We start from the raw sequence: 21,386 nt of genomic DNA on the forward strand, positions 1-21,386 counted from the left end.
GGGCCCTCAATAACATCCAGTCAGTTAGATCGCGGTCATCTGACCGGCATAAAGAATAAAGTGGCGCAAAGCAAACACACCAGAAAGACTCAACACGCACAAGGCGGCAACGAAGCCCGGTTTGTGGGTCAAACTCCGTGGTGAGAACCACTGCAATAGCCAAGGCAAAACCATGCCGCAGAACACCACCCCACCCCAGAAGATGTAAGACCAGAAGTCCCCCATCAAGGCGACACGAGCGGCTTCGGCACTGACGCCACCGGCAAACACTAGGCCTAGGAAGAAGGCAAACAGCAAGAAGATCTCGGTCATCAACACCGGCTTTTCGATCTTATGAACAAAATGAATATCCTGACTGTCCGCCTTTTCCTTAAAGCACAGCATGCCAAACAGCATGGTTGCCGCCGCACCGGACGAAGCGCCAGAGACCAAGAACAGGATAGGCAAGACCGGGTTATTGAAGATCGGGAAGGCCTTCAGTGCCGATAGCAGGAAGCCGGTATAGGCCCCCACCGCGATGGCAAGGAAGATCATCGAGGTCTGCATCGGCTTCTCGAATCGCTTAAGCAACGCTAATACTGTCCCCACGATAGGGTAGCGGCGATCGATGGCCATCAACGGCGTATAGAACACTGCCGCCAGGAACAGGAACAGCACCATGATGTACACCGACAACAGCATGACGCCCCAGAACATCACCGACGACGGGTTCCAGTAGATCATCATCTTCCAGAACTCGAGCGGCTTGGTCAGATCAATAATCAAGATAGCGAGGCCGATGATCACGGCGATCGGAGCGATCAGAGCCATACCCTTAACGATGCCACTCTCGTAACCGATCTGGCCACGGGATTCCCGGTACAGCTTAACGGCAATACCGATGAGAACCGCACCGGCGGAAACCCCGGCTAGGAACAGATAAATCGCGATGGGCCAAGGCCACACCATGGTCTCAAAATGCAGCGCTGAGCTGATTGCATTGTCCATTAGATCACCTTCCCTTTGCCATGTGGGACTTTGTACAGTTTCGGCTTGGTTCCCAATGAAACCTTGTCACGATAGGTCTGTTTGGCGCGCAGCAATTTGGCCACATCGCTCTTGGGGTCGTTCAGATCGCCAAACACCACCGCTTGGGTTGGGCACGCCTCAACACACGCGGGCAGCTTGCCTTCTTTCAGCCGGGTCTTACGACACAGATCGCACTTATCCACCGCCTTGGTTTCTGGGTCGACATAGCGCACACGATAGGGACATGCAGCAATGCAGTACTGGCATCCAACGCAACGGTTAGCAGTGACATCCACCACGCCATCCTCATCACGGAAACAGGCACCAGTAGGGCAAACCGCAATGCACGGCGCCGTTTCACAATGCACACAGCTCTGACGATCAAAGCGGTAATGCTTGTCGTTGCCTTCCCCGTACGGGCCTTCACGAACAATATTGAGGCGGCTCACCTGCGCCGGCACATTGTTGGCTTCACGGCACGCCTGCGAACAGGCCTCACACCCAATACACTTAGTTTGATCAAACACCAGCGCCAGATTTTTGCCGGTTTTCTCCTCTTCGGCCGTCACCAAAGTGGCCACAGGGATCGCCGCACAAGCCGCTCCCCCAGCGAGGAAATGACGTCGAGACAATTTCATTATTTGCTCCCCTCTGCGCTCATGTTGCCGTGACAATCCACGCACAAAGCGGTGCGGGCTTTCTCTCCGATCCCGGAGATCGGGTCGACCTCAGGATGCAGTTGGTGACAGGACGAGCATGGGATCTCATCAAGGTGGACATCGTGGGTCCAGTCGGCCTCACTCAGCACCTCAGGTTGGTGACAGCGAACGCAATATTCGTTGCGGTCAATGTCGCCAAAATACATTAGGTCCAGATTTTTATTACGCGGATGCCCCGGCGCATCGCCGTGACAACGAATGCAGGACAAACCATCAGCCACCTGGCTGTGGATCCCCTCCATAGCGCCATTGCGTTTATGACAGCGCATGCATGCGCTGTCATCAGACGCGATTACGGGAGCGCCCATCACAGCGCTCATCAAAGCCGCCAAGGCGACCTTTGAAAACTTAGATCTCATCATCGGTTCCCCAATAAAGCGATGGCGGACTCCCATCACAGAGTCCACCCCAACGCGTCATGCGTGCTTTTGCTTGTGCATTTCGCCTTCGAACGCCGCGTCCGCTGCTTTTTCTTCGCCTTTAAAGTACTCGTAACCACCCATCACCAATGCTGAGACCAGATAAGGTAGACCAATAAACAAGACAAAAAAGATAAATAGATAAGGAACGATAACGGATAAGAAAGTACCGAAGCTCATAGTAACCTCCTGTTGAACTGACAGAAGAGGTAACTCATTTACCTCTCCCCCTCGACCTCAATTATTAATCCAGCCCCCTAATGATTAATGTGATCCAACTCATCAAGCTTTCCAACTTAAACAATTTGATATTAATACTAAGATCCGGAGTCCAGTTGCAAAAACCGCATTTCGATATTTGGAAATACCCAGGGCACCCTTTGTGAATTCCGCCACACACAACCCACAATTCCACCGCGTGCGATAACCTGACTACCCTGTAAAAAACCTCCGGCACAATAAAAAACATTTCACCCAAACACCCAGTTCTTTCGCTCAACTCACGAAACTCGGCTTTGCTTAGCTAGGTTGAAAAAAGTGTTAACGTCGACGACTTTTTTTAATTTCAAATCTCATATATTGGACGTCAGAATTAGGATTTATCGACGACAAGGGATCACAATGAATCGTCTGGGTGACATCAACATCTTCACCATCAAGGTGTTTGTGATGGTTTACGAGTCTCTGAACTCGTTATCTGTAGCCAACAGCCTTAACGTTGCCCCGTCCAAGGTCAGCCGCTGCCTATCGGCCATGCGCCATGCGATGGACGACAAGTTATTCATCCGTCGACAATACGGCTTTGAGCCGACCCCGTTGGCGGACAAGCTCTACCCCTACTTTCAGCAGGTACTGTGCCTATGCAGCCAGGCCAGTGAGAACTGCGAGCGCAACCAAACCCAGCTCAAACACAGCTTCGTGATCAGCGCACCACCGACGCTATCCAATCGCCTCGCAGCCCGGCTCAAGCGGGTCGCTGCCGAACACGAATTTGACTTAGCCCTGCACGTCCGCCCCCTAACCAGCAATGCCTACGACGAGTTAGTACAGCACCGGACCGATCTGCTGATAACCTTTAAACCTTGTGATAAAGAGCAGACCGAATCCACCTTTATCGCCACCGGCAACCAGGTCTACTTGGTCGGCCGTCAGGATCACGCCATCTGGCAGCGCCCAACCACCAACTTCCTACAAGCCATGGTGAACTACCCATTTCTGATCACCGAATGCACGGCGTTCAATGACCGCATCGATCCCCTAGAGCTGTATGCCATGGATCACGGTCAGCAACTGCACTTGGCCGGTAAAGCCAGTGCACTCTCTGAGGTCAGCGAGTATCTGCTGGACTCAGATGCTCTAAGCTTTATCGGCTCGCACTGTGCAGCGCGTTTCCTTGGCCATATGCCCGGTCTTCGCGCACAACCGTTGACCAGTGTTGAGTACGATCTGTTGCATGAGCGCCAGTCCCGCCCAGAGTACTACTGTGTCACGCGCAAGGACGACAGCCAATTACCCAAATGGTTGATCGAAGAGGTGCAGCATTTTGTTCGTGACAACGTCACCGAGATCGCCGAACAAGCCGCCTGACACGCGGGAAGAACCTCGTCGGCGACGAGAACTGACACTTCAGCACAGGGCAGCCCATCGGCTGCCCTTTGCTTTGGTGGCCACGCTCACCGCTGCCAAGCGGCAATCACAATCATTGCTGTTTTCAGCCAGCAATCTTTACACACAATTTCATGCAGCTGTTCCCGTTTATTCACCCATTGTCCGTATAATTCGCCCGATTCGATTCAGAAGGAGCGCGTGTGGAACAGCAACACATAAAACAAGGAGTGCAACGGATCACCTGGCTTGGGCTGTGGGCCAACCTGGCCTTGGCGTTATTTAAGATCGTTGCCGGAACACTGGGCCATAGCCGCGCTGTGGTGGCCGACGGCGTTCACAGCCTGTCGGATCTGATCAGCGATATCGCCGTCTTGATCGGAGTCAATATCTGGTCCGCACCGGCCGACTCCGATCACCCATACGGCCATCAACGCTTCGAAACCGCTGTGACCCTGTTCATCGGCGTGATGATGTTTGTCGCCGCATTGGGGATCGCCTGGGATGCGCACAGCGCATGGCAGCAGCAGTCCCTCCGAGACACCGGCATGATCGCCCTGATCGCGGCTCTCAGCTCGATCGCCATCAAAGAGGGCCTGTTTCGCTGGACCCTACGCGAGGGCCAGCGTTTGGGCTCATCCGCGGTGATCGCCAATGCCTGGCACCACAGATCCGACGCCTACAGCTCGATGCCCGCCGCCATCGCCGTGGCCGGCGCGATGCTGCTGCCGGGACAGTTATGGATCGATCTGATCGGAGCCGGCGTGATCGCCTTGTTCATCCTTCATGCCTCAGTCAAGATCTGCCTGCCTGCCTTCCATGAGCTGCTCGATAAAGGCGCGCCGGAGGGGGTCACCGCCCGCTTAACCGAGCTGGCGCTCGCTGTGGATGGCGTCCAGGAGATCCACAAACTGCGTACCCGCTTCCACGGCGGCTTGATGGTCGATATGCACCTCACGGTCAATGGCAATCTGACCGTACGTCAGGGCCATGCCATTGCCGAAGCGGTCGAACAAAAGCTGCTGTCTGAAGGCAATGACGTGCGGGAAGTGCTGATCCACATCGATCCCTGCGATGCGAGTGCCGCCGAGCGGATCTCAGCGCCCTCGCTGGTGCGCTGAGCGTCACCGGACACGACAGCAAAAGCGCAGGCCAAGGCCTGCGCTTTTTCGTCTTCGCTGCAACCGAAACCGCAGTGAACGGCTAGAGACTCAGGCCGGATCTCGCCCCATGCCCCGCCGGCTGTTACTCCGCGTACGCGTCCATCGGGACACAGGCACAGAACAGATTACGATCGCCGAATACATCGTCGATCCGGTTCACCGTCGGCCAGAACTTATTGTCACGCAGCTCCGCCACCGGGAACACCGCCTGCTCGCGGCTGTAGGGCCGCGCCTCGAAGGCCGGATCCATGATGTCATCTAGGGTATGCGGGGCATTGCACAGCGGATTGTTGTCCGCTGGCCACTCGCCTCGACCTACCATGGCGATCTCCTCACGGATGTTCACCATGGCATGGATAAAGCGATCCAACTCCGCCTTGGATTCCGATTCCGTCGGCTCCACCATCAACGTCCCCGCCACCGGGAAACTCATGGTCGGCGCGTGGAAGCCGTAATCCATCAAGCGCTTCGCCACGTCCATCTCGGTCACCCCCGTGGCCTCCTTCAACGGTCGCATATCGATGATGCACTCGTGCGCAACCCGCTCGTTGCGGCCGGTGTAGAGGATCGGGTAATGCTGACCGAGCGCCTTCATCAAATAGTTGGCGTTGAGCATCGCCACCTGAGTCGATTCAGTCAGCCCACGGCTGCCAAGCATGACGGTATACATCCAGCTGATCGGCAAGATCGAGGCGCTGCCAAACTGCGCCGCCGCCACCGCGCCATTGTCCTGGTGCTCACCGCCGATCTTCACCACACTGTGGCCGGCAATAAAGGGCGCCAAATGGGCCTTGACCCCGATCGGCCCCATCCCCGGTCCACCGCCGCCATGCGGAATGGCAAAGGTTTTGTGCAGATTCAAATGGGACACATCTGAGCCGATCAGGCCGGGCGAGGTCACCCCGACCTGAGCATTCATATTGGCGCCATCCATGTACACCTGACCGCCATGCTGATGGATCAAGCTGCAGATCTCACCGATCTGCTGCTCATACACACCATGGGTGGAGGGGTAGGTGATCATAATGCAGCTCAACCGCTCGCTGTGCTCCTCCGCCTTGGCGCGCAGATCGTCCATATCCACCGTGCCATCTTTGCTGCTGGCCACCACCACCACCTTCAGGCTGGTCAGCATGGCCGAGGCCGGATTGGTGCCGTGTGCGGAGCTGGGGATCAAGCAGATATCCCGGTGCCCCTGACCGATGCTCTGTTGGTACTTCTTGATCGCCACCAGTCCGGCGTACTCGCCTTGAGCCCCGGAATTGGGCTGCATACACAGCGCATCATAACCGGTGATCTCCAGCAAATGCGCCGACAGACTGTCCACCAGCTCACGGTAACCCACAGCTTGCTCCTGCGGACAGAAGGGATGCATATGGGCAAACTCAGGCCAGCTGATCGGGATCATCTCTGCAGTGGCGTTGAGCTTCATGGTGCAGGAGCCCAACGAGATCATCGAATGATTCAGCGCCAGATCCTTGCCCTCCAAGCGGCGAATGTAGCGCAGCATCTCAGTCTCGGAGTGATAGGCATTGAACACCTGATGCTCAAGCAGCGGCGTATCACGCAACAGACGCTCGTCGAGAATGCTCTCCACCATCTCATCCACCGCCTCAACACTCAGGCCATGCGCTTCGCCAAGCACCACGTCCCACAACTGGGCCACATCGGCCGCCGTGGTGGTTTCATCCAGGCTGATCCCCACCCACTCGGCGTGATCGATGCGCAGGTTGATCTTGGCCAGATCGGCCCGCGCCAACACCGCCGCACGGTCAGGCAGAGCCAAGGTTAAGGTATCAAACCAGCTGCCGTTCACCACCTTGCAGCCGCGCTGCATCAGGCCCGCGGCCAACACCGAGGTCAAGCGATGGGTCCGCTGCGCGATCCGAGCCAGCCCTTTGGGGCCATGATAAACCGCATAGAACGAAGCCATATTGGCCAGCAAAACCTGCGCGGTACAGATATTGGAGTTGGCCTTCTCACGGCGGATATGCTGCTCACGGGTTTGCATCGCCATGCGCAGCGCCGGTTTGCCCCGGGTATCCTTGGACACCCCGATGATCCGCCCAGGCATCGAACGCTTATAGGCATCGCGGGTAGCAAAGAACGCCGCGTGCGGGCCGCCATAGCCCATCGGCACACCAAAGCGCTGGGCCGAGCCAAACACCACATCCGCGCCCCACTGCGCCGGCGCTTTCAGCGTCACCAGCGCCAGCAGATCACTGGCCACGCACAGCAGCGCTTTCTTTTCATGGATGGCATTCGCCAGCTTCTGATAATCCTCCACCGCACCAAACTGGTTCGGATACTGCAACAGCGCCCCGAAGATATCGTGCTCGGCAGCGTCCTTGGCCTTGCCCACTACCACTTCCAGCCCCAACTGCTCGGCACGGGTCTTGACCACGTCCAGCGTCTGCGGGAACACGTCGTCGGCAACGAAGAACAGATCCGACTTTTTGTTCTTGGCGGTACGCTTGGCCAGCGCCATCGCCTCCGCCGCGGCAGTGGCCTCATCCAGCAAAGAAGCCGAGGCCAGATCCAACCCGGTCAGATCCATGGTCAACTGCTGGAAATTGAGGATCGCTTCCAAACGGCCTTGGGCAATCTCCGGCTGATATGGGGTGTAAGCCGTGTACCAGCCCGGATTTTCCAGCACATTACGCTGGATCACGTGCGGCACATGGGTGCCGTAGTAGCCCATGCCGATATAGCTTTTGCGCACCTCATTCTTATCGGCCATGGCACGCAGTTGGGCCAAGGCATCGACCTCGGACTGAGGCGCACCTATCGTCAGCACCTGGGGCAAACGGATCCCATCGGGGACGATCTGTTGCGTCAGATCCTCCAGGCTTTCCGCGCCGATCGCCGCCAACATGGCATGCTGCTGATCGCTGTCGGGACCGATATGGCGTTGAATAAATTCGTGGTGGTTTTGTAGGGCTTGCAAGGTCTTCATCAAGGCGCACTCTCAAAGAAACAGGGCAAGAGCAGTGCAGGGCGCACCGCACAAAAGGACAAAGCCCCGAGAAAGAGGGGCTTTGACAGCAGGATCGTTATTATTCGTCGTCGATGGACGCCAGATAGCCTTCCGCATCCAGCAGGTTCGCCAGCTCCGCTTCGTCGCTGATCTTCACCTTAAAGAACCAACCATCGGTGTAGGGGCCGCTGTTGACCAACTCAGGCGAGTCCTCCAGCTCCGCATTCACCTCAACCACCTCGCCGGTCACCGGCGCATACACATCGGAAGCCGCTTTAACCGACTCCGCCACGGCGCAATCGTCCCCGGCATTGAGGGTATCCCCCACTTCGGGCAGCTCAATAAACACCATGTCACCCAGCAGCTCTTGGGCATGCTCAGAGATCCCAACGGTGAACACCCCCTCCCCTTCAGGACGAACCCATTCGTGGGTAGAGGCAAACTTCAGTTCAGACGGAATGTTACTCATGATCGACGTTCCCTTTAATCAAAAAGCCTGTTGGCCATTGCGGACGAAGCAAGGTTTCACCACCTGTACCTTCACCCGTTTCTTACGAAGCTCCACTTCGGCGTGAGCGCCGATCCCAGCCGGCACCCGCGCCATAGCGATGGCATGGCCCAGCGTCGGCGAGAAAGTCCCAGAGGTGATCACCCCGGTTTGCTCCTCCCCGTCGGGATCGGTGAAGATCACGGTCAGGCCCGCGCGCAACACGCCCTTCTCCGTCATCACCAGTCCCACCAGCTTGTCACTGCCCGCCGCCTTCGCCGCCAGCAAGGCATCCCGCCCATTGAAATCACGATCCTGCGGCTCCCAGGCAATGGTCCAGCCCATATTGGCGGCCAGCGGGGTCACGGTTTCATCCATGTCCTGACCGTACAGGTTCATCCCCGCTTCCAAGCGTAAGGTGTCCCGAGCCCCCAGACCCGCCGGCTTCACTCCCGCCGCCAACAGCGCCTGCCACAAGGCAGGTGCCTGCTCCGCCGGCAGCACGATCTCATAGCCGCTTTCTCCGGTATACCCGGTCGTGGCGATAAACAGCTCACCGGCTTGCACGCCAAAGAAGGGCTTCATCCCAGCAACGGCCGCATTTTGCTGTGCATCAAACACCTGGCCCGCCTTGGTCTTGGCATTGGGCCCCTGCACCGCGATCATCGCCAGCTCGGGCCGCTCAGTCAGTGTGACGTCAAACGCCTGCGCCTGCTGGCCCATCCATTCCAGATCTTTGATGCGGGTGGCGGAGTTCACCACCAAGCGGTATTGGGTATCGGAGAGGTAATAGGTGATCAGATCGTCGATCACCCCGCCCTGGGCATTGAGCATGCCGCCGTATAGGGCTTTGCCGGGAACCGTCAGTTTGGCCACGTCATTGGCCAGCAGTTGGCGCAGAAAGGCGCGGGCGTCAGGCCCCGCAACGTCCACCACCGTCATATGAGAAACGTCAAACATCCCGGCGTCACGGCGGACTTGGTGATGCTCTTCCACCTGGGAGCCATAGTGCAATGGCATCTCCCAACCATGAAAATCCACCATCTTGCCGTTGGCTTCTAGGTGCTGTGCGTAGAGAACAGTTTGGCTTGCCATATCGATTCCTTGAACAGACAAAGTGGCCAACAATCACAACTCGCAGGCAATGCGAGACTCAGATCACGCCACCGTTTTTCGCCGCATTATACCCATCACGCCAGGATTGTATACAATTTCATCCACAGGCTAATCTCGGTGTCGGCCGTTCATTGTGCTTTCCAGTCCCAAGGCATGACGCAACAACCGATCCTTAAGCGGACCCGCGCGATCCACCAGATTCAATCCCAGATCCCGCAGCCCCTTTTTCACGGGATCCACCCCGTCGAATAACCATCGCAACCCATCCATCGCCGCCAACATCTCTTGGGCTGCCGCCTTGCGGGCTCGGCCATAGCGCTGCAATAAACGCAGATCGCCAATATCCCAGTCATTGGCACGCGCACCACACAACACCGCTACCAGCTTCTGGCTATCGCCAAAGCCCAGGTTAACCCCCTGCCCCGCCAGCGGATGAATGGTGTGGGCCGCATCGCCCAGCAAAGCCAGACGTGGGCGGACAAAATCACGGGCGTAGCGCATCGTTAACGGGAAGGTCGCGCGCTCTGAGGCCAGTTGCAGACAGCCCAGCCGAGCCTCGCTGGCCACGGTCAGTGCGGCATTAAATGCCTCAGGCTCCGCCTGGCTCAACACCTCCGCCTGAGCGGGAGGCAGCGACCAGACGATCGAACACAGATCCGGCTGCGCCAATGGCAACAGCGCCAATGGCCCCTCAGGTAAAAACACCTGACGGGCTACGCCATCATGGGGGTACTGGGTGCGGATCGTCGCCACCAGCGCATGATGGCCGTAATCGCGAAACGTCAACGGAATGTGGCTTTGCTCGCGCAACCAGGAGTTCGCTCCATCGGCCGCCAGCAACAAACGGGCGGTGATCATGCTGCCATCATCCAAAGTCAACCAAGCTTCCCGCTCGCCCTGCGCCACCCGTTGCGGCGTCGCGATAAAGCGGCGCAGCCCGGTTTGCGTCAAGCTGCGCTGCCACAACGCATGGGCGATCGCCTCATTCTCGATGATATGACCCAGATCCGGCTGCTGCAGCTGCTCGGCGGTAAAGCCGATCCGGCCAAGGCTGTCCTTGTCCCAGACCTGCATCGCCCCGTAGGGCGCCACGCGCTCCGGCGGCAGCAGCGACCAGGCCCCCAGCGCCTTGAGCCAGTCCTCGCTGGCGCGATTGATGGCGGAAACCCGCAACCTCGGCTCACCATCGACCGGCTGCGGCTCGAACCGCTCGATCACCGCCACCTCAAAGCCGGCCTGAGCCAGTCCCAGCGCGGTCGCCATTCCTACCATGCCGCCGCCAACGATGGCGACGTCAACCGAATGCGTCTGCATCATGACTCATACTCCAGCAAGGTAGGACTGTGCCGCCTTGCGTCCATTCCTAGACTTAGCCGTCGGGGCGCCATCAACGTCGCCCTCCCGGCTCATTCGCTTCGTTGCGCCAGCCCATCGCCTGATGGGCCAGGCGGCGCTTCAGCCCCGGCAACACACTCATCGCCAACAAGCCACTGTTGCGGCCCAATGCCATTAGCCGCGACGAGTTGGAAAACAGCCGCACCAAGGCATCGGTGCTGCCGGTGGTTCGGCCGCGATCCGCCCGGCGCTGCTGCTCATAGCGATGCAGCAACGCGAACGCGCCGGGATCGTCCACACCGTCAAGCAACTCGGCCAGGGCTTCCACATCCCGCAACCCCAAGTTAAAGCCCTGCCCGGCGATAGGATGCACGGTCTGCGCCGCATTGCCCACCAAGACGCAACGGTGATGGATCACCCGCTCCGCCTTGCACAGGGCCAAGGGGTAGCTGGCCCGCTGCCCCACCCGCTGCAAGGCCCCGAGCCGATAACCAAACGCCGCCTGCAGCTCGGCCAGAAAAGCCCGCTCCGACAGCGCCAAGCGCCGGGCCGCCTGCTCCGGACTCTGCACCCAGACCAGCGAATAGCGTCGTTCGCACATCGGCAGCATCGCTAACGGTCCCTGCGCCGTGAAGCGCTCAAACGCACGACCATCATGCTGCTCGGCACGGACATTGGCGATCAACGCAGTCTGATGGTAATCCTGCTGGCGCAAGCCCAGCCCCAAGGCCTGACGAACCGGCGAGTGCGTGCCGTCCGCGCCGACTAACAGACGGGTTGTCAGTTGCTCACCGGAGCACAACGTCAGCGTCACGTGATCTTGCTGTTGCTGCACAGAGCTCAGCTGCTGCGGGCACAACAGGGTGACCGAGCGTGCCGCTAACTGCTGCCATAGCACCGGCCCGATCCGCTCAAGCTCAACCACCTGACCGAGCGCATCCACACCGTACTCCTGCGCCGTCATCGTCAGACCACCGAAGTGGCCCTGATCCGACACCTCGATCCGCTCGATCGCCGCCGCGTAGGGCGCCAACGCCGACCACAGCTCCAACTGCTGCAGGCGCCTGACCGAGCCGTGAGCCAACGCGATCGCTCGGCTATCGAAGCCGGGGTGGCCCGCCGCCTGCGGCGGCTGCGCCTCCACCAACGCAATGCGCCAGCGTGCCCCGTCGGAACGATGCTGATCCGCCAGCGCCAACGCCAAGGTGGCGCCGGCCATGGCACCACCGACAATGACAATATCGAACTCTGTCTTCATCACGGCGCGCTCAACCGGCCATCAGCTGTTCGATCGCCTCGATGGTCTTGGGCACCCCACCGGTCAACACCCGATGCCCCTGCTCGGTGATAACGATGTTATCCTCGATCCGGATCCCGATCCCGCGCCAGCGCGGCTCCACATCGGCGTCCGGGCCGATGTACAGCCCTGGCTCAATGGTCAACACCATGCCCGGCGCCAACGGCCGACGCCGATCGGCGTGCTGGTAATCGCCCACATCGTGCACATCCAGCCCCAACCAGTGACCCAGACCGTGCATATAAAACGGCTTGTACGCCTCATCGGCGATCAGCTGCGAGATATCCCCTTGCAGGATCCCCAACGACACCAGACCCGACACCAAGATCTCCAACGCCACCGCATTGGCGTCCTTGATCGACACACCGGGCGCGAGCATGGCGATCGCCGCCACTTCCGCATCCAGCACGATCTGATACAAGGCCTTCTGCTCGTCGCTAAATCGGCCGTCAACCGGGAAGGTGCGCGTGATGTCCGCAGCGTAGCCATGCAGCTCGGCACCGGCATCGATCAGCACCAGATCCCCCGCCTTCAGCTCAGCGCGGTTCTCGGTGTAATGCAAGATACAGGCGTTGTCCCCACCACCAACGATGGTGCCATACGCCATATCGCTCGCCCCAGCCATGGCACACTCATGTTGGATCTCCGCCTCCAACTGATACTCAAACCGACCCGGCGCACAAGCCCGCATCGCACGACAGTGCGCACGGGCGCTGATCTGCCCCGCCTCGGCCATCACCGCCAGCTCAGCCGCACTCTTATGTAGCCGCATCTCATGCAGGATCGGGCGCAGATCCTGCAACGTCGCTGGGGCACGCAGCCCTTGGCGCAAGCCGCCACGCAGCGTATCCAGCTGAGCCGCGATCAGCCCATCCTCCGCCGCACGCTGGCCGGGGCGGTAGGCCAACACGGTCGCGTCGCTCAGCAGCGGCGTCAACTCACGCTCAAGCTGATCCAAACCATAGGCCTGAGTCACCCCCAGCGTGGCTGCCGCCGCGTCCGCACCCAAACGCCGGCCGTGCCAGATCTCCATCAGTGCGTCCTTGGGTCGGACAAACAGCACCGACTCGGGCTGCTGGCCCGGCCGCAATACCAGTACCGCATCCGGCTCGTTAAACCCGGTCAGATAGAAAAAATCGCTGTCCTGACGAAAGCGGTATTCGGTGTCGTTCGAGCGCGTGCATTCGGCCGCAGCGGTGATCACCGCCACCGCGCCCTCGGGCAACTGCGCCATCAACGTGCGACGGTGCAAAGCGAAATCGCCATATTCCATCAAAATGTTATCCCTGTGTCGTGATCGCAACCAAGGTTGCGGTTAGTGCAGCGTCTTTGGCGCCGCATCTTCGTCGTCGTCATCCAGCCCGCGGAACTCACGCAGACACTCCCACGCCGCCATGCGCGCGTGCTCAACCAAAGCGGCAAAGCCCTCTTCGTTGTCGTCGTTGTCTTCCACTTCCAGCTCAACCTGGGTGAAATCGGTCAGATCTTGGATCAGCTCCTTCACATCGGCGGAGCACTTGTCCAAGGCCGGCTGAATGATCGCCAACCCAGTCAGGAAGCTCTGAGTCCAGTTGATAAAGGCTTCCAAGCGATCGGCCAGCGGATCATCGTCATCCGCCAGCAGCGGCGAGAAGCCCATCTCAGGATCGACCAAGGAGTTCACCACATCCAGATACAGCTCGCGGACAATGGCCGTCAGCCCGTCAGACAAAGGCTCACCGTCGTTCACCAGCTCCAAAAATGGCTGCAACCACGCGTTGCCATCCATCGTAACCCCGCCGCAGATCAAGCCGGTCAGGACACCGTGCACCTCTGCCGGCAGCACCGCGATTTTTTCTGCATCCAGAGCCGTTTGCAGCTTATTGAGTAAGAGAGGGGAGTTGCATTTCATCGCAAGAAGTTCCGAGGCTAATAGTCGCAGCCATGCTATCATGGCAAGGCAACCTGCTCCACCAGCCCCGAGCTTAGGCCGGCCGGCAGCAAACGCGGTGGGCCCCCTAATGACACGATCCGAACCGGTACTCCAATGAGTAAAGATACAACCGACATTCATGTTCTCGGTAAGAGTTTTACCGTCGCCTGCCCACCGCAGCAGACCCAGCAGTTGCAGCGTGTGGCTGACGAGCTGAACCAGCGTATGGAGCAGCTCAAAAGCCGTACCGGATTGGGCAACCTGGAGCAGCTGGCGGTGATGGCTGCGCTGAATCTGACCCACGAGCTGATGCAAAGCCAGCAACAGCAATCCGAAGATCAGCGTCAAATGCAGCAGCGGATCAACCTGTTACAAAATACAATTGAACAGGCTTTGTCCGAACGGATCCAAACCCGGCCGAAATCGGTTGAACCGAGCGCCACCGCTCCTTACACTGGCCCTGAGAGTTAGGACAAAGCTCAGACTTTTTCCTACACTCAATCTGCTCTCTGGGGTGTTTGCCAGCGTTAAATGTCCCTGGCCGATGCTTACAACCCCAGGGTGTCTTAACTGTGCGGCTGTGCATGCTCGGTGCGTCCGAGAAGCCGAAAGCACGGATAAGGCTCCCGCCTTGAACTTACGGTTCAAGGGCTTTACTTCGCAGCGGCACTGCCGGAGAGCAACTCCCCCCCTTGTTATCGCCCGGCGCATAAGCCGCCAGCCCCCTAGCCAGATTTCGCGACGCGGTCGCTTGCCTTTCTGATGCGCAGGATACACAGTTACTTCATCACCAAAATGGAGTAATGAGCGCTCATGAGTGATCCCCAAACGCGTCAGATCCTGCGTCAAAGCCTGCGCCAGCAACGGCGACAGCTCTCATACGAACAACAAAAGCACGCGGCCATCGGCTTGGCCAGCCACCTGCCCGATCACAGCCTGATCCACCACGCCAGTCAGATCGCCCTCTACATCGCCAATGACGGCGAGATCGATCCCCATATCCTGGCGGAAGTCCTGTCCGCGCGCGGCAAACAGCTCGCCCTGCCGATCATGCACCCGTTTAACGACGAGCAATTGCTGTTCCAACGTTTCCGTCCGGGGCAACAGCTGATGAACAACGCCTTGGGCATACCCGAGCCCGAGCTGTCCAAGCCCGATCTGGTGCCACTGCAGGAGCTGGACGTGATCCTGCTGCCGCTGGTGGGCTTTGATCCCCACGGCAACCGGCTGGGCATGGGCGGCGGCTTCTACGACCGTACCCTAGGCGGTTACACCCCGGCGCAGCGCCCGACGCTGATCGGCTTGGCGCACAGCTGCCAACAGGTCGAAAAGTTGATGGCGGCCGAATGGGACGTACCCATCGATGCCGTCGCCACCGGCGAGCAATTGATCCGGTTTGATCGCTGATCTTTCGCGTCCAAACGCCGCACGCCGGCCCCAAAGGCCGGCGTGCGGATCCAAGCTCAACGCCCTCAGCGCTCCACCGTCACCTCATAGCCGGTGAACTTACGGATATTGATCACCCCAGTATCGAAGATCAGGTATTGGCCCTTGATCCCCTGCAGCACCCCGGACACCTCCGCCGCCTTATCGAAGTTGTGCGAGGCGATCTTGCTGGGATACTGGCTGACCGGATAGTCAATACTCACCACCGGCTCATCCAAACGCTCGATCGCCATCCCCTCAACGCTATCGGCAAACTGCCGATTGAGCTGTGTCAGTGTCGCCTCGATCTGCGGCAATAGCCGCGCCGCCTCGGCTTTGAGATCCACCGGTGCTCCGGCGCCCTTGAGCATCGCCCGCCAATTGGTCTTATCCGCCACCAATTTAGCCAGCTCTATCTCCACCAAACCCGACAACTGACGGGTCGCCACCCGCAAGATCGGCAGGGCTTGCGTTGCCCCCTGATCCAACCAGCGAACCGGCAGCTGCCGGGTGATCCCAACCTTCAGCCCCGAGGTGTTGGCCAGATAGACGGTATGCGGGATCATGCAGTGGCGCTGACCCCACTCCGGCTCGCGGCAGGTGCCCTGAGCGAAATGACAGGTTTCCGGCTTCATCATGCACATGTCGCAACGGGCCAGCTTTTTCATGCAGGGGAAGCAGTGGCCTTGGGAGTAGCTCTTATTGGTCTTGCGACCACAGGCATCACAGAAGATCTTACCGGTGAAACGCAGCGTCAGCGGCTGGCCGATCAAGTCATTCAGCGGCAGTCGCTGCTCACCCACGCGCAGCGCATACTGCGCAGTCGCCGCCAGTTCGACCGCCATTTTAGAAAGGGTGCCTTGCATCCTAAGGGCTCCTGTAGGGGAAAAAAGCCAGTGTATCAGGGGGTCGTTCGCCAGGGGAGCCCGTCCGGGCGATTAACCCTATCGCACTGCGCCGCGCGCTATTGCGCGAACGGCAACTCAATACAGCCGCAGTCTTCGCCGACAGACTCGTAATAAGCGGTGATCCCGCCCTGCAGGCTCATCACCTGCTCCCAGCCCATCGCCTTGAGGGTTTGTGCCGCCAAGGCACTGCGCCCGCCGGTGCCACAGTAGATCACCACCTCCTGCCCGGTCGGCAGCTGTTCCCACGCCTTCATCTCCAAGAAGCCCCGTGGGATGTGGATCTCCTGCTCGGTCACCGTCCGCCCCTGCTCCCGCTCGGTAAAGGTACGGACATCAAGCACCAGCGGCGGCAACTCGCCCGCTAACCGCGTCCTTAATTGCTCAGGCGTGATCTCCACCACGCCCTGTCGCGCCTCAGCCAAATAGGTTGCTTTGTCGGTCTGCGCCGCCAACGGCGCCGCGATCAACCCCAGCAGCGCGCCGGCCAGCGCGAGCCAAACCCAATGATGACGAGTCATGGTTCACCTCCGTTCAGAGTCCTCTCTTTTAACCTAGCTCACTCCCAGACCAACGGGTTGATCCAGCGCAACCTCAGCCGCCAAAAGCCCCGACAGAGCGTCGGCGTCGGCACCAACACCAGACACAGGCTCGACCAAAGCCCTCCAGCAGCAGTCCCAGCAGCAAGGCAGCGCCGATCCCCCAACCGATCGCCATCGGCGTCAGCACCACCCGATAGCTGTAGCCAGACACAGCCTCTTGGCGCAGAGCCGGATCCGCCGCCACCAGCAGATGCCACACTGCCAGCAGCTGACCGCGATCCATCGCCACCTGTTCCAACGTCAGTTGGTCCACCCGCGCCACCAAAGCGCCGATGGAATCACCGTCGCGGCGAAACACAGGATCGGGGTTTAGCTTGTAATGCAGGATCAGTTCACCCAGATCGCCATGAAAATACTGATCCGCCGTCTGCTGAAAGCCCTGCAACCCCAGCCGGGCCTCGAGGGTGTGCGCCTCCAAGCGTTGCTGGTACAGATCAACAAACCCTGGGATCTGCACCCCCAACAACACACTAAAAACAAACAACGCCAGACGGGCATATTCCTTTAGCATCACGCACTCCTGATGATCGGCCATGCAGCCACAAAGCGACTCAATACTCATCGATATCAAACGGCCGAGACAGTTGGCGCTCTGCCACACCGCCGCGCGGCCGAGATTGGACACAGGGGCTACACACAGAAAATGGTGCAAGCCCCTCCTGCCCCAGACTAACGACAACGCCCCGCACTTGGCGGGGCGTCTCAGCGCCGTACTCAATACGGCGCGGCAGTGGGGCCGATAGTGGGGCCGATAGTGGGGCCGATAGTGGGGCCGCTAGCCCTCCCCCTCGTCGAAGCCGCGCGCCTTGAGGATCGCCGCCTTCCAGTCGTAATCCTCGACGTAATCCTTGGCGATCCCTGGGATCATCTTGCCCTCTCCGGTCTCCAACATCTTCAGGTGGTAGATCAGCACATCATCGGTCAGATCCGTCAACGGCCCCACGAAACCAGCTTCCTCGGCCAGCTTGGCCAACATCGGGATCAGATCCAGATCCTGATGCTTTTGCCAAACCGGTGCGAGCAGTTCGAGCAGTTCATCAATGCGATGGCAAGACATAGGGGACTCCTTCAACCCGGTACAAACCCAACGGGGGAAGAGAGATCCCCCTGCTTAGGCTGGCATTATCCCCAACTCAGTCGCCCGGGTGGCGGCAAAGAACACATTGCCTCAATCGACTGGCTCGAACAGGCTGCTCAGCCATGAAAGCGTCGGCTGAGGCTGGTGTCGATCGGCCACTGCCGATCAAACTGCGCCAGCAGAGCTGGGTTGCCATGCCGCGACAGCGGAACCGCATGGAAACGGGTGCCGTGCTGACGCGCCTGCGCCATCAGCGCCAAACGCTCCGCCTGAAAGCGCGGGGCAATAAAATCCGACACCATCAGCAGATCCGCATTGGCAAATGTCTCCAGCTTCAGCTGCTGACAGGCCAGATCGACACAGGGGCCTAGATCGGTGCCGCCATGGAATTGATACCCAAGGAAATCACGCAGCTGGCTGAGCCCCTGCTCCCCCACCAGTTCAAACTGCACCACCTGAGTGGAGAAGATCAACACCTGGCAAGCTCGGCCATCGCGCACCGCGATGCGGGCCATGGCCAGCGCCAGCGCCTTGGCACAGCGTTCCGGATAACCGTTCATCGAGGCCGAGGTATCGACACAAAGAATAAAGGGGCCACCATGCTCCATCGCCTCGCTGGGCCGCGCCCGGAACACGTTCTTGACCTTGCCTGCCACCGGCTGTTTGCCGCGCATCTGGTAGATCAGCAACTGCGCGTCAATCAGCTGCTTATAAAACAGTGTTTCCAGCTCTTCGGTCGCCAACAGTGACATCGCCACCGCCAGCAAGCGGGCCAAGTCTTTCCCCTGCTGCACCCCAACCACCTCTTCCGGCAGCGGACTAGGCCGCACCTCCCGGGCACTGGATGCCTCCTTGACCCGCCGCACCTTGCCCTTGCTGGCGGCTTGGGCCATCCGCCCCAATTGATCAGCCAGGGTCTGGATCTGTGCCTGTCGGCTCAGCCACCCTGCCAGTTGATTAAGATCCCGTCGCTGACGCTGTGACAGCGGCACATCCGCCATATCCCACAAACGCCCCGCTTCGCCGGGCTCGCTGACCGGAAACAGCTCGGTCAACGCCTCGGCGCCTTCCATGCGCCGATACAGCTCCTCCAGCAACTGCTCGCGCTGCTTATCCAACAACACCATCTGATCGGCCAGATAGCGGTGCTCAACACTGCTCTGCCACTGCTCCATCAGCGCCTGCTTCGCCGCGGCCTGACGGTGGCTGGGCAGCTGGCGGATCTCCTCGGCAAAACGCCCGAGCACCTCCGCCATGGGCGAATGACCGCGCAGCTGCAGCCGCACCGCATCCAGCTCCAACATAAATTGGCTCACGTCCTGCGTCTGGGCGCTTTCCAACAGGCTGATCTCACGCCGGGCCTGCGCCGGCAAAGGCTGACCTTTCAACACCGACTGGAGCTGATCACTCCAGCGATTGAGCTCATCATCCAACGCCTGCGCCAAGCCTCGGGTCTGCACCGCACGGCGCTTCAACAACTGCTCGCGCACCTGATCGCGCCGGTCGCGCACCACCCGGCCGACCAGATCCCCCAGCGCCGCCTGATGGCCGGGATCGCGCTCGGCCCGGCTCAGCTGATTGCCGCTGGCCTCACTGACTGTCATAAGCCACTTGAATGGTCTGCCACAGGGTTTCGCCATCGCTCATGCTTTGCCGCAACGCCACCATCTGCTCGGCCAGCTGATCCAGACTCTCGGTCACCATATCGGTCAGATCAGTATCGATAAAGTTATGGGGCACCGTCCGAATAAACAGGGCACGCTGCTCCGCCAGTTGGCGCTCCAGCTGACCCACCTGACCGGTGATCTGCACCAATTCATCCAGCCACTCCTGCCGGGTCAGGCGACTGGCCGGCCAGGGGCCCAGCGCTCCCACTGCGATCTCCCGGTTGGCCACATCTTTGAGCACCAAACGATGCTCCGCGTCCAGTCCCAGCCGGATAGGGTAGGCCTGCTTATCATGATCATTGATAAAGCCCGGCACGATACCGCCGCCATGCGCCACCGCCTTTTGCACCTCGTTGGCCGCCATACGGACCTGCTGCGCCGGCTCATCCAGCTCCAGATGCATCGGCGTCTGCATCGTCAAGGGCAACAAGGTCACCATCTCGCCGACCCCAGGACGCTCACTCAGGCTGGCCTCATTCAGATCCAGCTCATAGCGCTCACCGCGCAAGCCATTAGTCTTCACCGTTCGTGGCGTTAACGCATCCACCCGCAGCAGCGCCACGCGCTCCAGCTCACCATGCAAGAACAACAGCTGCTGGCGGATCTCGCGCTGATCGTACGCCACCTCTCTGGCGTACTCGCTCATCGCCGTCTGGATCAGCTCACGGGTGGGCAGATCGCGCCATAAGCAGTTGCGCAGGACCAAGATATCGGTGGGTGACACCGCCATGCGGCCATTAAAGAAGGCACTGGCTCTTAGCAGTGCGACGGATTTTTTCCAGCGCCGATCCGAGATATACAGATCCAACTCTGGATGTTCCTCCTGACGGGTCTCCACCAACCGCTTGAGTTGATAGATCTTCTCAAAGCAACTGTCTGGCAAGGAAACCTCCTTCACGGCCTGCTGCCAGTCGGCGTACTCTGCCTCGGTGATCTTCAGCTCCGCCGGCACCGGATCGGCGTACATGTCGGTGCTGTCGCTCACCATCTGCTTAAAATTCTGCTTCTGTGAGACCTTATCGGCGTACACCCGCAGCAGCATCCGATCGTACAAAGGCTCCAAGCTGGAGTCGCCATCAGGCAGCTCATTGGAGGCGGTGATCAACAACCGCATCGGCACCTTCAGCGTCTGGTTACCGTTGCGGTACACCTTCTCATTCACCACGGTGAGCAGGGTGTTCAAAATGGCCGGGCCAGCCTTCCAGATCTCATCGAGAAACACCACTGAGGCTTCCGGCAGATAGCCTTCGGTCAGGCGCTCGTAGCGGCCTTCATCCTTCAATGCCTGAATGGAGAGCGGACCAAACAGCTCCTCCGGGGTGGAGAAACGGTTCATCAGGTATTCAAACGCCCCGCCCTCTTCGAAGGCGTGCATGATCCGCCTCGCCACCAAAGATTTGCCGATCCCCGGCGGCCCCAGCAAAAATACACTTTCGCCGGTCAGCGCCGCCAACAAACACAGCTTAAAGGCACGGTCGCGCTCAAGGACACCGGAAGAAAGGGCTTGCACCAAGCGGGAGACCCGGATAGCTAGGCGTTGCTGTTCATCGTACATCTTTGATTGCCTTAGGTTTACATAGCTTCAATTTACGCATCCCCCATACACGCTGCAACAAACCCACTGGCAATTTCAGCGAAATGTGGCTCGAACAACAGGTTCTGGCAGAAAAT

Annotated in this window: 21 protein-coding genes and 1 other RNA gene; 5 read left to right on the plus strand and 17 right to left on the minus strand. The window is 59.4% G+C overall.

All coding sequences use genetic code 11. The features are described from left to right. Nucleotides 1–24: 24 nt before the first annotated feature. From nrfD to ABEA08_RS15580, 4 genes are all read right to left on the minus strand, one after another. Nucleotides 25–987: a cytochrome c nitrite reductase subunit NrfD gene (nrfD, locus tag ABEA08_RS15565; protein ID WP_345336283.1), complete on the minus strand. Its 963-nt coding sequence runs from the start codon at nucleotides 985–987 to the stop codon at nucleotides 25–27. Next, the gene (locus tag ABEA08_RS15570; RefSeq protein ID WP_345336284.1) at nucleotides 987–1,646 is read right to left on the minus strand and encodes a 4Fe-4S dicluster domain-containing protein; all 660 of its coding nucleotides are present in this window, start codon (nucleotides 1,644–1,646) and stop codon (nucleotides 987–989) included. The genes nrfD and ABEA08_RS15570 overlap by 1 nt, the downstream gene beginning before the upstream one ends. Beyond that, on the minus strand, nucleotides 1,646–2,035 hold the full coding sequence (locus tag ABEA08_RS15575) for a multiheme c-type cytochrome (RefSeq protein ID WP_345336285.1): 390 nt from the start codon (nucleotides 2,033–2,035) through the stop codon (nucleotides 1,646–1,648). The genes ABEA08_RS15570 and ABEA08_RS15575 overlap by 1 nt, the downstream gene beginning before the upstream one ends. A 108-nt stretch (nucleotides 2,036–2,143) precedes the next feature. Next, a complete protein-coding gene (locus ABEA08_RS15580; protein WP_345336286.1) occupies nucleotides 2,144–2,326 on the minus strand; it encodes a hypothetical protein in 183 nt (60 codons plus the stop codon). A gap of 441 nt (nucleotides 2,327–2,767) precedes the next feature. Between ABEA08_RS15580 and ABEA08_RS15585 the strand changes: the two genes are divergently transcribed. After that, nucleotides 2,768–3,733 carry a LysR family transcriptional regulator gene (locus tag ABEA08_RS15585; RefSeq protein WP_345336287.1) on the plus strand — a complete coding sequence of 322 codons (966 nt, stop codon included), beginning with the start codon at nucleotides 2,768–2,770 and terminating at the stop codon, nucleotides 3,731–3,733. A 221-nt stretch (nucleotides 3,734–3,954) separates the two neighbouring features. Further along, complete coding sequence (locus ABEA08_RS15590) at nucleotides 3,955–4,872, plus strand: cation diffusion facilitator family transporter (protein ID WP_345336288.1); 918 nt, start codon at nucleotides 3,955–3,957, stop codon at nucleotides 4,870–4,872. Nucleotides 4,873–4,996: 124 nt separating this feature from the next. On the opposite strand, the gene gcvP is transcribed toward ABEA08_RS15590, so the two are convergent. The 7 genes from gcvP to ABEA08_RS15625 form a co-directional block, all read right to left on the minus strand. Next, complete coding sequence (gcvP, locus tag ABEA08_RS15595; protein WP_345336289.1) at nucleotides 4,997–7,870, minus strand: aminomethyl-transferring glycine dehydrogenase; 2,874 nt, start codon at nucleotides 7,868–7,870, stop codon at nucleotides 4,997–4,999. A gap of 100 nt (nucleotides 7,871–7,970) precedes the next feature. After that, on the minus strand, nucleotides 7,971–8,360 hold the full coding sequence (gene gcvH, locus ABEA08_RS15600; RefSeq protein WP_345336290.1) for a glycine cleavage system protein GcvH: 390 nt from the start codon (nucleotides 8,358–8,360) through the stop codon (nucleotides 7,971–7,973). Between the two features lie 18 nt (nucleotides 8,361–8,378). Continuing rightward, nucleotides 8,379–9,473 carry a glycine cleavage system aminomethyltransferase GcvT gene (gene gcvT / locus ABEA08_RS15605; protein WP_345336291.1) on the minus strand — a complete coding sequence of 365 codons (1,095 nt, stop codon included), beginning with the start codon at nucleotides 9,471–9,473 and terminating at the stop codon, nucleotides 8,379–8,381. A gap of 129 nt (nucleotides 9,474–9,602) precedes the next feature. After that, the gene (locus ABEA08_RS15610; protein WP_345336292.1) at nucleotides 9,603–10,811 is read right to left on the minus strand and encodes an FAD-dependent oxidoreductase; all 1,209 of its coding nucleotides are present in this window, start codon (nucleotides 10,809–10,811) and stop codon (nucleotides 9,603–9,605) included. A 70-nt stretch (nucleotides 10,812–10,881) separates the two neighbouring features. Beyond that, nucleotides 10,882–12,087, minus strand: coding sequence for a 2-octaprenyl-6-methoxyphenyl hydroxylase (ubiH, locus tag ABEA08_RS15615; protein ID WP_345336293.1), 1,206 nt, complete (start codon nucleotides 12,085–12,087; stop codon nucleotides 10,882–10,884). Nucleotides 12,088–12,097: 10 nt separating this feature from the next. Continuing rightward, a complete protein-coding gene (gene pepP, locus ABEA08_RS15620; RefSeq protein ID WP_345336294.1) occupies nucleotides 12,098–13,399 on the minus strand; it encodes a Xaa-Pro aminopeptidase in 1,302 nt (433 codons plus the stop codon). A 42-nt stretch (nucleotides 13,400–13,441) separates the two neighbouring features. After that, nucleotides 13,442–14,017: a UPF0149 family protein gene (locus tag ABEA08_RS15625; protein WP_345336295.1), complete on the minus strand. Its 576-nt coding sequence runs from the start codon at nucleotides 14,015–14,017 to the stop codon at nucleotides 13,442–13,444. A 135-nt stretch (nucleotides 14,018–14,152) separates the two neighbouring features. Between ABEA08_RS15625 and zapA the strand changes: the two genes are divergently transcribed. The 3 genes from zapA (at nucleotide 14,153) to ABEA08_RS15640 (ending at nucleotide 15,445) form a co-directional block, all read left to right on the plus strand. Beyond that, a complete protein-coding gene (zapA, locus tag ABEA08_RS15630) occupies nucleotides 14,153–14,509 on the plus strand; it encodes a cell division protein ZapA (RefSeq protein ID WP_345336296.1) in 357 nt (118 codons plus the stop codon). 32 nt (nucleotides 14,510–14,541) lie between these two features. Next, nucleotides 14,542–14,721, plus strand: a non-coding RNA gene (ssrS, locus tag ABEA08_RS15635) — 6S RNA. Between the two features lie 130 nt (nucleotides 14,722–14,851). Further along, a complete protein-coding gene (locus tag ABEA08_RS15640; RefSeq protein ID WP_345336297.1) occupies nucleotides 14,852–15,445 on the plus strand; it encodes a 5-formyltetrahydrofolate cyclo-ligase in 594 nt (197 codons plus the stop codon). 65 nt (nucleotides 15,446–15,510) lie between these two features. Here the strand turns inward: ABEA08_RS15640 and ABEA08_RS15645 are convergent, their stop codons facing one another. The 6 genes from ABEA08_RS15645 to ABEA08_RS15670 all read right to left on the minus strand — a co-directional run bounded on the left by ABEA08_RS15645 (nucleotide 15,511) and on the right by ABEA08_RS15670 (nucleotide 21,270). Continuing rightward, a complete protein-coding gene (locus ABEA08_RS15645) occupies nucleotides 15,511–16,329 on the minus strand; it encodes a DUF2797 domain-containing protein (protein WP_345336298.1) in 819 nt (272 codons plus the stop codon). A gap of 98 nt (nucleotides 16,330–16,427) precedes the next feature. After that, nucleotides 16,428–16,889 (minus strand): rhodanese-like domain-containing protein, encoded by a 462-nt coding sequence (locus ABEA08_RS15650; protein ID WP_345336300.1) that lies wholly within the window; start codon nucleotides 16,887–16,889, stop codon nucleotides 16,428–16,430. A 73-nt stretch (nucleotides 16,890–16,962) separates the two neighbouring features. Further along, entirely contained in the window at nucleotides 16,963–17,481 is a 519-nt protein-coding gene (locus ABEA08_RS15655) for a DUF2937 family protein (RefSeq protein ID WP_345336301.1), read from the minus strand. Between the two features lie 264 nt (nucleotides 17,482–17,745). Then, nucleotides 17,746–18,027, minus strand: a complete 282-nt coding sequence (locus tag ABEA08_RS15660; protein ID WP_345336302.1) for a YihD family protein — start codon at nucleotides 18,025–18,027, stop codon at nucleotides 17,746–17,748. A 137-nt stretch (nucleotides 18,028–18,164) separates the two neighbouring features. Beyond that, nucleotides 18,165–19,652, minus strand: a complete 1,488-nt coding sequence (locus ABEA08_RS15665; RefSeq protein ID WP_345336303.1) for a VWA domain-containing protein — start codon at nucleotides 19,650–19,652, stop codon at nucleotides 18,165–18,167. Further along, nucleotides 19,639–21,270 carry an ATPase RavA domain-containing protein gene (locus ABEA08_RS15670; RefSeq protein WP_345336304.1) on the minus strand — a complete coding sequence of 544 codons (1,632 nt, stop codon included), beginning with the start codon at nucleotides 21,268–21,270 and terminating at the stop codon, nucleotides 19,639–19,641. Before ABEA08_RS15670 ends, ABEA08_RS15665 begins: the two co-directional genes overlap by 14 nt. Nucleotides 21,271–21,386: the final 116 nt, after the last annotated feature.

The organism is Ferrimonas pelagia (genome assembly GCF_039543565.1).
GTDB classification, from domain to species: Bacteria; Pseudomonadota; Gammaproteobacteria; order Enterobacterales; family Shewanellaceae; genus Ferrimonas; species Ferrimonas pelagia.

Bases quoted from the DNA above. Each gene is read 5' to 3' on its own strand.
- ABEA08_RS15570 (WP_345336284.1), bottom strand. From the start codon at position 1,646: ATGAAATTGTCTCGACGTCATTTCCTCGCTGGGGGAGCGGCTTGTGCG.
- ABEA08_RS15640 (WP_345336297.1), top strand. From the start codon at position 14,852: ATGAGTGATCCCCAAACGCGTCAGATCCTGCGTCAAAGCCTGCGCCAG.
- ABEA08_RS15625 (WP_345336295.1), bottom strand. From the start codon at position 14,017: ATGAAATGCAACTCCCCTCTCTTACTCAATAAGCTGCAAACGGCTCTG.
- nrfD (WP_345336283.1), bottom strand. From the start codon at position 987: ATGGACAATGCAATCAGCTCAGCGCTGCATTTTGAGACCATGGTGTGG.
- gcvT (WP_345336291.1), bottom strand. From the start codon at position 9,473: ATGGCAAGCCAAACTGTTCTCTACGCACAGCACCTAGAAGCCAACGGC.
- gcvP (WP_345336289.1), bottom strand. From the start codon at position 7,870: ATGAAGACCTTGCAAGCCCTACAAAACCACCACGAATTTATTCAACGC.
- ABEA08_RS15585 (WP_345336287.1), top strand. From the start codon at position 2,768: ATGAATCGTCTGGGTGACATCAACATCTTCACCATCAAGGTGTTTGTG.
- ABEA08_RS15645 (WP_345336298.1), bottom strand. From the start codon at position 16,329: ATGCAAGGCACCCTTTCTAAAATGGCGGTCGAACTGGCGGCGACTGCG.
- ABEA08_RS15650 (WP_345336300.1), bottom strand. From the start codon at position 16,889: ATGACTCGTCATCATTGGGTTTGGCTCGCGCTGGCCGGCGCGCTGCTG.
- ABEA08_RS15655 (WP_345336301.1), bottom strand. From the start codon at position 17,481: ATGCTAAAGGAATATGCCCGTCTGGCGTTGTTTGTTTTTAGTGTGTTG.
- gcvH (WP_345336290.1), bottom strand. From the start codon at position 8,360: ATGAGTAACATTCCGTCTGAACTGAAGTTTGCCTCTACCCACGAATGG.
- pepP (WP_345336294.1), bottom strand. From the start codon at position 13,399: ATGGAATATGGCGATTTCGCTTTGCACCGTCGCACGTTGATGGCGCAG.
- zapA (WP_345336296.1), top strand. From the start codon at position 14,153: ATGAGTAAAGATACAACCGACATTCATGTTCTCGGTAAGAGTTTTACC.
- ABEA08_RS15610 (WP_345336292.1), bottom strand. From the start codon at position 10,811: ATGATGCAGACGCATTCGGTTGACGTCGCCATCGTTGGCGGCGGCATG.
- ABEA08_RS15580 (WP_345336286.1), bottom strand. From the start codon at position 2,326: ATGAGCTTCGGTACTTTCTTATCCGTTATCGTTCCTTATCTATTTATC.
- ABEA08_RS15660 (WP_345336302.1), bottom strand. From the start codon at position 18,027: ATGTCTTGCCATCGCATTGATGAACTGCTCGAACTGCTCGCACCGGTT.
- ABEA08_RS15670 (WP_345336304.1), bottom strand. From the start codon at position 21,270: ATGTACGATGAACAGCAACGCCTAGCTATCCGGGTCTCCCGCTTGGTG.
- ABEA08_RS15665 (WP_345336303.1), bottom strand. From the start codon at position 19,652: ATGACAGTCAGTGAGGCCAGCGGCAATCAGCTGAGCCGGGCCGAGCGC.
- ABEA08_RS15575 (WP_345336285.1), bottom strand. From the start codon at position 2,035: ATGGGCGCTCCCGTAATCGCGTCTGATGACAGCGCATGCATGCGCTGT.
- ubiH (WP_345336293.1), bottom strand. From the start codon at position 12,087: ATGAAGACAGAGTTCGATATTGTCATTGTCGGTGGTGCCATGGCCGGC.